Here is a 12609-nt window from a genome sequence, read left to right as displayed (position 1 = left end):
TTCTGTTTGATTACTATAGACCGACAGTCGGTCTAAATTGAATGAAAGGTGTGGGTATGATGTCAATTAGCACAAAATCTTCTATGAAAGATTTTCATTTAATGGTTACCGGGCAAATTATAACAATTTTAGGGTCGATGCTCTTGCGCTTTGCGTTGTCTTTATATGTGCTAGATATTACAGGGCGTGCAGATATATTTGCGGGATTATATGCAATAACGAGTATTCCATTTTTGTTGGCACCTCTCGGCGGGGCAATTGCAGATCGCTTTAATCGTCGTAATTTAATGGTTATCTTTGATTTTATAAACGCTGCGATTGTATTAGGTTTTATTGCTTTATTATTTAATGGCACTGTATCTATTATGTGGATTGGAATTGTTATGTTTCTATTAGCGGTTGTTAGTGCGATGTACGCTCCAGTTGTAATGGCAAGTATTCCGCAATTAGTACCAGAAAAAAAGCTAGAGCAATCGAACGGTATCGTAAATGGTGTGCAAGCATTATCAAATATTGTTGCACCCGTATTAGGAGGAGTATTATATGGCATAATTGGTTTGAAAGTGCTTGTCTTAATAAGTGGCCTTGCATTTTTTCTATCAGCAATATTAGAAATGTTTATTAAAATACCATTTATAAAAAGAATACAAGAAGATCATATCGTACCGACAATTGTAAAAGATATGAAAGAGGGATTTCTTTACGTTTTAAAGCAACCTTTTATTTTGAAGGCTATGTTACTTGCAGCTCTACTAAACTTAATTTTGACACCATTATTTGTTATTGGGGGACCGATTATATTACGAGTAACTATGCAAAGTAGTGATACGATGTACGGAATTGGGATGGGATTAATCGATTTTGCTACAATATTAGGTGCATTGTCAATCGGTTTCTTTGCTAAAAAGCTGCAGATGAAAACACTGTATTATTGGATGTTCGTTATTGCTTTATTAGTTCTACCAATGGCGTTATCAGTTACACCATTTATCCTTAGTATGGGAAACTATCCACCATTTATCCTCTTTATACTTTGTTCTATTTTTATCGCAATGATTATGACAATCGTCTCCATTTATGTAATTACCGTTGTACAAAAGAAAACACCGAATGAAAATTTAGGGAAAGTAATGGCAATCATAACAGCAGTGTCTCAATGTATGGCACCAATTGGGCAAATTGTATATGGTTTTATGTTTGAAGGGTTTAGTTTGAAAATTTATTTACCTATATTATGTATTAGTTTCATATTGATAATATTAGCTTTTGTAACTAAGAAAATATTACGGAATGAGGGGAACTAGTTTGATATGATTAGGCGAATGTTAAAAAGGGATTTCTCTCAAAATAAAATGATTTTCGTTATTTTATTTACGTTTATAATACTATCGTCTCTTTTAATGGCTAGTGCTTCAAGTATGGTTGTAAACCTGTTCAGTTCAATGGATCAATTATTTAAACAATCAAATGCACCTCACTTCGTACAAATGCACGCTGGAGAAATAAATCAAAAATCAATTGATTCTTTTGTAGCGAAAACACCATTTGTAAAAGAACAGCAAACGGCTGAAACAATCCTAGTGAATGGATCTAATGTTTTCATAAAAAGTAAAGAGCATGCAGAACAAAATAGTGTAATGGATATAAGTTTCGTTAAACAAAACACTTCTTTTGATTTTCTATTAGATTTAAATAACAAAGTAATAGATGTTTCAAAAGGTGAAATTGGTGTGCCGATTTATTATATGCAAAAGTATGATTTGCATATTGGAGATAAAATATGGATTGTAAAAAATAATATTGAACTGGAATTTACAATTTCAACATTTGTTCGTGATGCTCAAATGAACCCATCAATTGTTAGTTCGAAGCGATTCGTAATAAGTGATGAAGACTTAGAAAGAGTAAAAAGAAATGTTGGAGAAAGTGAATATCTTATTGAATTTCAGCTAACAGATTTAAATAAAATAAACGAATTTGAAAATATATACCAGTCATCGAACTTACCTCAAAAAGGACCATCTATTACTTATTCTCTCTTTAAAACTCTCAATTTGTTAACTGATGGAATAATAGCAGCAGTACTTATGTTAATAAGTGCATTATTAATGCTAATCGCAATTTTATGTATTAGATTTACGATTATTACGTCTATGGAAGAAGATTATCGTGAAATAGGTGTTATGAAAGCGATCGGGATTCAAAATAAAGATATTCAAAAACTGTATGTAACAAAATATGTTGTTATTTCTGCTAGCGGCTGCATATGTGGATATATTCTTTCACTATTTGTTACAAAAGTCTTTACCACTAATATCGTACTTTATATGGGTGTGACAGATAAAGGTATTTTACATCATATCGTGCCCATGATAGCTACATTATTAATGTTTGTAGCTGTTATACTGTTCTGCCGACTTATTTTGCGGAATTTCAGGAGAATTACAGCGATGGATGCTTTAAGAACTAGAGATAGGATAGGAATAACAAAGTATAGTAAATCTTTTTCGCTCTATCAAACTAACATTTCAAATGTAAATATATTTCTTGGTATACAAGATGTAGTGAAGCGATTTAAGTTATATCGAGTATTAAGTGTTGTTTTAATAATAGCGGTGTTTATGATTATTGTTCCAGTTAACTTTTTGTATACAATTAAGTCACCGCAGTTTGTGAATTATATGGGGACAGGAAAAAGTGATATACGAATAGATTTACAGCAATCAGAAGATATAGAGAAACGATTTAAAGACGTATTATCGTATATACGAAACGATGATGATGTGAAAAAATACGCAGCATTTGTGACGAGTGCATTTAAATTGGTGAACGATGAGAGGGCATATGAAAATATAAATGTAGAAGTTGGAGATTTTACTAAATTTCCACTAGAGTATGTTGAAGGTATGGAACCAAAAAATGAAAATGAGATTGCTCTTTCTTATATGAACGCAAATGAATTAAAAAAGAATGTAGGTGATGAGTTAGTTCTAATGGTAGAAGGAAAAGAAAAAGAGCTAACTGTAAGTGGGATATATCAAGATGTGACGAATGGTGGAAAAACAGCTAAGGCGAACTTACCATATAACAAGGAAAATATATTATGGTTTATTGTAAATATAGATATAAAGTCTACAGTGAATATGCAAGAAAAAATGGAAGAATATAAACAAAGTTTTTATTTCGCGAAAATAACAGATACGAATGAATATTTGTCTCAAACTTTAGGAGAGACAATTAAACAATTACAACTTGTGACTCAAGTTGCAATTATGATTGCTATAACGATATCTATTTTAATTACTGCAATGTTTTTTAAAATGTTATTGGCAAAAGACTCCTCACAAATTTTAATTATGAGAAGTATCGGGTTTTCTTACAAAGATATTCGTATGCAATATGTAACTCGTTCTATTGCCATTGTATTAATTGGTATCGTAACAGGAACATTTATAGCTGCTACGTTTGGAGAAATGCTAGTAAGTTTGTTAGGTTCCTTTATGGGAGCTGCTCACATAAAGTTTGTAGTCAATCCGGTCGTTTCTTATGTAATATGTCCAGCTATTCTGTTTATAGCAGTATCCGCAACAACACTTTTCAGTAGTTTTACTGTGAAACAAACAAATGATTTAAAAGTAAATGGAGAATAGGAGGTGTGTAAATTGAAAAAAAATTTAGAAGTAAAACAATTAAATAAAATATATTCAATAGATGGAAATAGATTTTGCCACGTGCTTAAAAATATAGATTTAGAGATTAATGAAGGAGAGTTTGTATCGGTCATGGGACCTTCTGGTTCTGGAAAATCGACGTTACTTTATAATATTAGTGGTATGGATCGGATGACTTCAGGAAGTGTGAAAGTTGCTAGTAAAGATATATCATTTATGAATGAGGAATCGTTAGCAAAATTACGGCTCAGCGAAATGGGATTTATTTTTCAGCAGAGCAATCTTCTTAGAAATTTGAATCTTTTTGATAATATAGTTTTGCCTGCGTATTTAGCAAAAGTTGAGAGTAGGAAAATAATAAATAAACGTGCACTTGAGTTGATGAAGAAAACGGGAATTAGTCAAATTGCAACTAATAATATAACTGAAGCATCAGGAGGACAATTACAAAGGGTATCTATTTGTAGAGCCCTCATAAATAAACCTAATATTATTTTTGCTGACGAACCAACGGGTGCTTTGAATTTAAAAGCGACAGAAGAAGTAATGGATATTTTAGCAAATATAAATCGTACGGGAACTACAATTATGCTAGTTACTCATGATGTAAAGGTAGCAGCTAAAACAGAAAGAGTTCTTTTTATGGTGGACGGAGAAATTGTTAGCGAAATAAGAATGGGTAAGTATAGGAACAATGATTTGAAAGAGCGAGAAGAGAAGCTGTTAAAATGGTTGACAGAAATGGGATTTTAATAATCTTTTAGTATGAATTTAAAAGAATATGTATCATTAGCTCCTATTGTAATTAGGAGTATTTTCTTTGTCTAAAAGTCTAAAATTAGATATAATAATTTTCTGAATATTTAAAAGGAGTGGTTTTAATGAAAAATGAAACGTTACGCACACAAGAAGATATTTTTAAAATGTTGGATTCATTATTAAGACCTGCAGAACCGTTTTGGAATGAATTTTATGCGAATAGAGAAAAGGATGTTCCGTTTTTTGAAAATGTTCCAGATGAGAACCTAGTTTCGTATATACAAAAAGAATGGGTTTCCAAGGGGAAAGTGTTGGAGCTTGGATGTGGTCCAGGAAGAAATGCAATTTATTTAGCGACTGAGGGATTTGATGTAACAGCGGTGGATTTGTCTATAGAAGGCATTAGTTGGGCGAAAGAGAGGGCATTAGAAAAAGGAATAGAAATTCACTTTATTTGTGATTCAATTTTTAATTTAGATGCTCAAAATGAATTTGATTTTGTATACGATTCGGGTTGTTTGCATCACATTCCGCCGCATAGAAGAATGAATTATGTGGATTTAATTAAAAACTCATTAAAATCGGGTGGTTATTTCGGATTAACATGTTTTGCAGCAGGTGATTTAGATGAGCGAAATGGATCAGAAATAACTGATTGGGACGTATATAGAGGATGGAGTTTACAAGGTGGACTTACATATTCAGAAGAAAAATTAAGAGAGATATTTAAAGAATTTGAAGTAATTGAAATAAGAAAGATGAAACAAATTGAACAACCGAATGAACTGTTTGGAGAATCATTTCTTTGGACAGCATTATTTAAGAAGAAATAAAAAAGTAGATAATTGACAAACTCATCGTTTTTATAGACAATACACTTATAAGAATATATGTTCGGTTTTGTTATCCGATGTATGTTTTGCATAAATACATAACAAGGGGATGTCTCTAAATGAGTAACACAAATCAAAAAATCACTACGTTTTTAATGTTTGAGGGCAATGCTGAGGAAGCGATGAATTTTTACACGTCGCTATTCGATCAATCAGAAATTGTAAGTATCTCTCGTTACGATGCAAATGGATCTGGTAAAGAGGGAACTGTAATTCATGCAACTTTTACGTTAAATGGACAAGAGTTCATGTGTATTGATAGTTTTGTAAAGCATGATTTTACATTCACACCAGCTATGTCTCTTTATGTAACTTGTGAAACGGAAGAAGAAATTGAAACGGTTTTTAATAAGTTAGCACAAGATGGAGCAATTCTTATGCCTTTAGGTTCCTATCCATTTAGTAAAAAGTTTGGCTGGTTAAATGATAAGTATGGTGTGTCTTGGCAGTTAACTCTTGCTGAATAAAATAGAAAAAGTGTAGCTTATTTAATAGGTTCAGTTAAGAGGTTGAAAATTAAAATAACATTAGAAAAGGCGTTCCAACTGTCAACAGGTATGGAACGCTTTTTTGTTGGTATATCAATCTTTTTTTGAAATTGGCAATTAAATATCGCTAATTTGTTTCTAAAGGTTAATGACTGTTGCACCAATGCCTTTATGCAGCAAGACTGTCCATTAGGGAAAAGTTACATTTATGAAAACTTTACCCCAAGGTATGCCTATTAAACCTTGACCAACCTTCGGATATATTACAATTTTTGCATGATCTATAAAACCAAGAATGGTCAAAAATTGACTCCTGAACAACGGATTGGTTGACTGATAAGAAGTTTTCCGTGAAAGAGATCGTTTATTTTAAATAAATTGAATAGTTGTTGAATTTTGTGTCTATTTAGAATTTTTTTATAGTTACTTTCATTTATCTGTTAAAATAAATATAGACAACTATGTATTTACTATCTGGTAGGTTAATAGAAAAAGGGAATGTATAAACAGTTAATAATCTTACACTTAAATTGCAACTAGATCGTTAGGAGGAATAATCATAATGGATACTACACAACAAAATAGTAACGCATGGGATAAGAAGGTTGAAGAAGGCTCTAGATACACTCAGCCTGTAAGTAGCGAGGTTATTGAAAGAAGTAAATCAGGTGAATGGGAAATCACGATCACCACGGAAAAATCAGTTCCTAGAGATTGGTTTCCAAAGTCATTAGAGGGATTAAAGATACTTTGTTTAGCATCAGGTGGAGGGCAACAAGCACCAGTTCTGGCTGCTGCTGGAGCAGATGTAACAGTTACTGATATATCTAAGAAGCAATTGGAACAAGATGAAAAGGTAGCAAAACGGGATGGTTTGACTTTAAAAACAGTACAAGGAGATATGTCAGACCTTAGTGATTTTGAAGATGAATATTTTGATATTGTCGTAAATCCTGTTTCTAATTTGTTTGTAAAAGATGTTCATCTTGTATGGAATGAAGTTTCAAGGGTTTTAAAGAATAAAGGTATTCTTATTTCTGGTTTTACAAACCCTTTACTATGGATTTTTGATGACAACCAAGAACGAAAAGGTATTCTTAATGTTAAACATTCAATACCTTCATCAACATTGGATTATTTACCAGAGGATGAGGTTCAAGATTACATCAATTCAAATCAAACAATAGAATACGCACATACTCTAGAAGACCAAATCCAAGGTCAAATTGAAGCTGGCTTTGTTATAACGGGTCTTTATGAGGATGATTTTGGTGGAACAAGGCTATTAGATAAGCATATTAAAACTTTTATTGCTACAAAAGCTATAAAGTTAAAGGTTGATTAAAAATTTTGCTTGTTACACGGGGCTTTAGCCAAAGAAGGTTCTTAAAAACAGTGAAAGTTCAATATATGTCAAAAAGGATGGCACCTGCCATCCTTTTTCGTGTGTATTTTAAGTGTCAAAACAAGTTTTATCCCTCTTAACTGAAGCCGTAATATAAATAGGCCACGCTTTTTTATATTAAGAATTTTGCTTGCCGAATCTTTTTCCAAGTTTAGCTAACAGCTCAGGTTGATCCCCTTGGCTCATTACAACTTCAATAAAGATAAGTCGATCCATATTAAAAGTTATTTTAGATAAGACTTCTACCAACTCTGTTTCATTTTTCACTTTAAATGTGAGACTTTTTTCCTCTGATCCGAATACATTTGGAAATTTATCATAATCCCACATTTGTATATCATTATACGGTTGATTTGGGCCGTGAATCGCACGTTCAACAGTATATCCATTATTATTGATTAAAAATATAATTGGTTTTAAATTGTGACGTAGTATAGTAGATAGCTCTTGAACAGTTAACTGAAAAGAGCCATCACCAATAATTAAAATGTTCCGTCGTGATAAATCAGCGAGCTGTGTTCCAAGTAGAGCAGGTAATGTATAACCAATGGATCCCCATAATGGTTGCCCTACGTATGTAGTGTTGTTTGGTAAAGGGATAGAGGCGCTACCAAAGAAAGGTGTTCCTTGTTCTGCAATTAAGACATCGTTTTCTTTTAAAAAATGATACATTCGTTGCCAAAAACGTTTTTGCGTAACCATTTGTACTTTTGGATTGAAATTTTCAGTTATAGATGACGATTCTGAGATAAATGGCTTAATTTCAAGATTTTCTTCATTACGATGCTCGATTGAATCGCTTAAATGTTGTAAAACATCTTGCATAAGAACAGGCCCGTATTTTTTATCTATAATTTTCACAGTATAGGGATGGATTTCAATAACTTGCTCTTTCGTAAAACCTTGTGTAAATCCGCCAGTAATAGTATCAGTCAATTTCACACCGATACTAATAATACAGTCAGATTCATCTATTCTTTTTTGCAAGTACTGAGAACTAACATCACCTGTATAAACCCCTATAAATTGCGGGTGCTTTTCTGGGAATATACCTTTTCCCATACTTAACGTTGCGATAGGAAACCCAGTTTTTTCTACGAAATGCTGTAAATCTTCTTCAGCATGAAATCGGTTCACTTCAAAATCTGCTAAAATAACAGGTTTTTTTGCACTATTTATTTTTGAAGTGGCATGTAGAAGCATTTTATCCAATGCTTCTTTATTACTTAAAGTGGGTTTGTTTAAAATTGGTTCCGTAGGTTTATTAATTGGTTTATTATATACATCAATCGGTAAATTAATATGAACTGGACGTTTTTCATTCCAACATGCACGAAGTACACGGTCAATTTCCTCAGCGGCATGTTCAGGGGTTAAATTTGTTTGTGCTACAGTGATCTCACGATACATATTTGAAAAGTGATCGAACTTTCCATCACCTAAAGTATGATGAACGAGTTCTCCATTTTCCATTACCTTTGTTGTTGGCGTACCAGTTATTTTTATAACAGGAACGTTTTCTGCATATGAACCAGCAATGCCGTTAATTGCGCTTAATTCTCCAACACCAAAAGTGGTAATAAGAGCAGCTATGCCTTTTATACGGGAATATCCATCTGCTGCATATGCAGCATTTAATTCATTGCAATTTCCAATCCATTCTAAATTTTCATGTGCAATCACATCATCTAAAAAAGCAAGATTATAATCACCAGGAACACCAAATAAATGCTCAATTCCTAATTCGTGTAGTCGATCTAATAAATATGTACTTACAGTATATTGCATTTTCATGTGAATCATCTCCTAGTTGTTTTAGGTTATTGTAATTAACTATTAAACAAACTCAAAAAGGTTAAGTGCCTTGATTAAAATATTCATTACTGAATTGTGGTATAATTTACATGTAGGGGGAAAGTAGATGACACAACATAAAGAAGAACAGATGAATGAAGCATTAGCATTATTTTACTTTGCATATAAAACTTTCACAGAAAAACCAGATGAAATTATAAAAGAATACGGTATACAGCGTGTACATCATAGAATACTGTTTTTTATTGCTCGTTTTCCAGGGATTAGTGTAAATGAGCTGCTATCGCTGTTAGAAATAAGTAAACAAGCTCTTCACGGACCATTACGCCAACTGTTAGAAAAGGGACTGATTGAGAGTAATGAAGCTACACATGATCGTCGTGTGAAACAGCTATCTTTAACAGAAAAGGGTGCAGATTTAGAGAGAAAGCTGAGCGATGTTCAAAGACAGCAAATGGGAGCTATTTTTTCAAAGTTCGGCGGAGCTTGTGAAGACAATTGGCATCAAGTTATGAATGAAATGGCGAATAGTCGTTCAGGTTTTGATGCATGGATGTCGAAAAGGGAAATACCAGTCGATCAAAAATAACGAGAAAAAATATCTGTTTTTATAGTGTGAAAAAGAACAAATTTTATCCATGCATTTGGCAAATATGGATAAATCATAGTATGTATGGATAAAAAAAATACATTGCCAAAAACTTTATATGTGTACGTATTGGAACATTAAAAATCCATATTTCCGAGAGGGGAATTATAATGATAAAACTTGTACTTATTCGTCACGGACAAAGTTTATGGAATTTAGAAAATCGATTTACAGGATGGACAGATGTAGATTTATCAGAGAATGGGTTAAGTGAAGCAAGAGAAGCAGGGGCAATATTAAAGGAAAACGGATATACTTTCGATGTTGCTTATACATCTGTGTTAAAACGAGCAATCCGGACTTTATGGATTGTTCTGCATGAAATGGATCTTACTTGGGTGCCTATACATAAATCATGGAAATTAAATGAAAGACATTATGGAGCACTACAAGGATTGAATAAAGAAGAAACTGCAAAGAAATATGGAGAAGAACAAGTTCATATATGGAGAAGAAGTGTTGATGTGAGACCACCTGCTCTTACTGAAGATGATCCTCGATATGAGGCGGTTGACCCAAGATATAAAACACTCAAAAAAGGTGAATTTCCATTAACTGAATGTTTAGAGGATACGGAAAAAAGAGTACTTGATTATTGGCATTCAGAAATTGCGCCGTCATTAAAAAATGGTGAAAAAGTAATTATTTCATCACACGGTAATACAATTCGTTCGCTAGTAAAATACTTAGATAATCTTTCAAGTAATGGAGTAGTATCATTAAATATTCCGACTAGCATTCCGCTCGTTTATGAACTAAACGAAAATTTACGTCCGATTCGTCATTATTACTTAAGTATGGACGGAGAAGTACCTGAAGGAGAAATTCCGAAACATATTTCTTTTTAACATGAAAATTTGAAACGCATGCTTGTCTACATATACAATGTAGATTCATGATAAAAGACGTGGCCTCTTTCTAATGTATATGCGATGTAGCTAATTTTAGAAGGTTGTCCACGTCTTTTGTCATAAAGAGAGCTGCTTGCGCATGTAATGATATCGTGAGTAGTTTTTGAATGGAGGGTGATGTGATTGACGATCTCTAACATTCGAATCGGCTTATTTATTCTAGCAATCGTCTTTGTCGTTCTTATTTTCTTTTATTGGAAAAATGAAGAATTGTATGAGGAGAAGAAACAACGAATTCGAAAAACTTGGTATGGATTATTCATAACATCAGTCACAGTTTATTTCATGATAAAAGGAATCGATTTAACCCTCTGGAAAAACTTATTAATGTTCACCGCGATGGTAATTTTCGTTGATATTGCATTCATTTTGACACCTAACATTTCAGAAATATGGGGTGCGAAATTTAGCGATATCGGAAAGACGGTCCAATCAATTAAACGGTCATTAATTGCTTCAAAAGCGAGAGGAGAAATATACACGACAATTATTCAAAATGTAAATCCAGCAGTATTCGGTACAATGGAATGGCATACGGAAGAGTCATATACAAAAAGTCTAAATGAATTTTTAGATTCATATGGGGAAAAGGTTGGAGCGAAAATTGTTGTATTTGAAGCAGCGAATGAATTAAATACGAATTTCCGTGGTATCCGCTCTCAATTTAGTATTACAATACCTTTAGAATATATAGAGCAATTGAATGAACAAAAAGCAGTTCAAGTAGAGAACGTTGGGATTATACCAGCAAAAATAGTTAGTGATGTTTTCATTGTTATTGATGGGAAGAAGAATAATCTACAAGATCGAGATTTTGAAAATGTATATAATTTAACAATACATCATAGTTATTTTAGTAAGTAAGGACAGAATCGTTTTCTGTCCTTTTCTTCTATACATAAATTTAGAACAAAATCCGACAAAGTTGAATAAAATGGGACAATCATTCCTACACTAGCACGTAGAGGTGATTGTAGTGATAAAAGATTATGACAATGATTTTTTTAAAGAAGAAAATGAAGATACAACAGATTTTTCTTTAATAAAAGGAGATACTTTACAACAAGTAGAAGAGTTAGAAGAAGAATTAAAAAGAAAATCATAAGTGTACACTCTGTCTGCATTTGCTATATAATATAAATACAAGGTTGTATCTTTTTATAAAGGGGGAGAAGAGATGGCAGAATTAAATGTACAAAAATCTTCGTTTTTTAAAGAAAAAAAAGAAGAAGCTAATACAGATTTCTCTCTTGTGAAAGGTGCATTAACGGAAAATATAAATCGGTTAGAAAAGCTTATGAATAATAATAGTTCGAAATATATACAAGTGAAAAAAATAAAAGAAAATGCATAGAGCATTTTCTTTTATTTTTTATTCCGTTATTTGTGGATTAGTTTCAATTTAGTTAACATTAAACTTTCCTTTTACTTTTTTAGGTAAATCTGCTTCCTGAATTTCCTCATAGGATTTCACTTCAATAGATGATATTTCATTCTTATCTTTATCCTCTTGATCTACATAAAGGCGTAAAAACGCGTTTTCATTTAATTTATGGTCGTTTTCTTTTTTTGTACTTCTAAATGTAATTTGTTTTTTGACTCCGTCTTCATCATATGCGGGCAACGTGTAATTCCGTAAGCTTCTACCTTCTACTTTTTCGATAGCGCCTTCACCTTTTATCTGCACGTAATATACATCTTTGCCAATTCTATTTAATGACGCTCTCTCACAGCCAATCGTAAAACTAGAAAATAATAAACATAGTGTAATAACAGCAAAAAACTTTTTCATACTCTTTATCTCCTTCGAATTGTTTCTTTAAAAAGTATACGACTATTTTTTTATTAGAAAAATTGATTAAGATTACAACACTCTTACAATGTTGTAAGAGTATAGGGGGATAAGGTGTACAAAATATAACAAATTTTTAAAAAGTTAAAAGGAAGGTAAAATAATGAATCATGTTATAATGATAAAGGACTTACATATTATTTTTTCATTTGGAGAGGAGCTTGAA

Annotated in this window: 13 protein-coding genes; 11 read left to right on the top strand and 2 right to left on the bottom strand. The window is 32.3% G+C overall.

The annotated features are described in order from the left end of the window. The first annotated feature begins 56 nt into the window (after positions 1-56). The 6 genes from ACTFQM_RS03170 (at position 57) to ACTFQM_RS03145 (ending at position 7156) form a co-directional block, all read left to right on the top strand. Entirely contained in the window at positions 57-1304 is a 1248-nt protein-coding gene (locus tag ACTFQM_RS03170) for an MFS transporter (protein WP_440033418.1), read from the top strand. Between the two features lie 6 nt (positions 1305-1310). Beyond that, a complete protein-coding gene (locus ACTFQM_RS03165) occupies positions 1311-3650 on the top strand; it encodes an ABC transporter permease (RefSeq protein WP_440033417.1) in 2340 nt (779 codons plus the stop codon). A gap of 12 nt (positions 3651-3662) precedes the next feature. Continuing rightward, positions 3663-4424, top strand: coding sequence for an ABC transporter ATP-binding protein (locus ACTFQM_RS03160; RefSeq protein ID WP_440033416.1), 762 nt, complete (start codon positions 3663-3665; stop codon positions 4422-4424). 128 nt (positions 4425-4552) lie between these two features. Next, complete coding sequence (locus ACTFQM_RS03155) at positions 4553-5263, top strand: class I SAM-dependent methyltransferase (RefSeq protein WP_440033415.1); 711 nt, start codon at positions 4553-4555, stop codon at positions 5261-5263. Between the two features lie 119 nt (positions 5264-5382). Further along, entirely contained in the window at positions 5383-5790 is a 408-nt protein-coding gene (locus ACTFQM_RS03150; protein WP_440033414.1) for a VOC family protein, read from the top strand. A gap of 583 nt (positions 5791-6373) precedes the next feature. Further along, positions 6374-7156, top strand: coding sequence for a class I SAM-dependent methyltransferase (locus tag ACTFQM_RS03145; protein ID WP_440033413.1), 783 nt, complete (start codon positions 6374-6376; stop codon positions 7154-7156). Between the two features lie 177 nt (positions 7157-7333). On the opposite strand, the gene ACTFQM_RS03140 is transcribed toward ACTFQM_RS03145, so the two are convergent. Continuing rightward, on the bottom strand, positions 7334-9010 hold the full coding sequence (locus tag ACTFQM_RS03140) for an alpha-keto acid decarboxylase family protein (RefSeq protein ID WP_440033412.1): 1677 nt from the start codon (positions 9008-9010) through the stop codon (positions 7334-7336). Between the two features lie 127 nt (positions 9011-9137). Between ACTFQM_RS03140 and ACTFQM_RS03135 the strand changes: the two genes are divergently transcribed. From ACTFQM_RS03135 to spoIISB, 5 genes are all read left to right on the top strand, one after another. Beyond that, positions 9138-9620, top strand: coding sequence for a MarR family winged helix-turn-helix transcriptional regulator (locus ACTFQM_RS03135; protein ID WP_048374516.1), 483 nt, complete (start codon positions 9138-9140; stop codon positions 9618-9620). Positions 9621-9790: 170 nt separating this feature from the next. Next, positions 9791-10528: a 2,3-diphosphoglycerate-dependent phosphoglycerate mutase gene (gene gpmA, locus ACTFQM_RS03130; protein ID WP_071719758.1), complete on the top strand. Its 738-nt coding sequence runs from the start codon at positions 9791-9793 to the stop codon at positions 10526-10528. A 186-nt stretch (positions 10529-10714) separates the two neighbouring features. Beyond that, positions 10715-11455, top strand: a complete 741-nt coding sequence (locus tag ACTFQM_RS03125) for a type II toxin-antitoxin system SpoIISA family toxin (RefSeq protein WP_440033411.1) — start codon at positions 10715-10717, stop codon at positions 11453-11455. Between the two features lie 112 nt (positions 11456-11567). Continuing rightward, entirely contained in the window at positions 11568-11696 is a 129-nt protein-coding gene (locus ACTFQM_RS03120; protein ID WP_002171984.1) for a hypothetical protein, read from the top strand. A 72-nt stretch (positions 11697-11768) separates the two neighbouring features. Beyond that, entirely contained in the window at positions 11769-11945 is a 177-nt protein-coding gene (spoIISB, locus tag ACTFQM_RS03115; protein ID WP_098308070.1) for a stage II sporulation protein SB, read from the top strand. Between the two features lie 48 nt (positions 11946-11993). Here the strand turns inward: spoIISB and ACTFQM_RS03110 are convergent, their stop codons facing one another. Beyond that, the gene (locus tag ACTFQM_RS03110) at positions 11994-12383 is read right to left on the bottom strand and encodes a YxeA family protein (protein WP_440033410.1); all 390 of its coding nucleotides are present in this window, start codon (positions 12381-12383) and stop codon (positions 11994-11996) included. Between the last annotated feature and the right edge of the window lie 226 nt (positions 12384-12609).

The organism is Bacillus cereus group sp. MYBK30-2, from assembly GCF_051915945.1.
Lineage (GTDB): Bacteria > Bacillota > Bacilli > Bacillales > Bacillaceae_G > Bacillus_A > Bacillus_A paramycoides.
The sequence above is the reverse complement of the archived record's forward strand: the minus strand, read 5'-3'. Positions and strand labels throughout refer to the sequence as shown.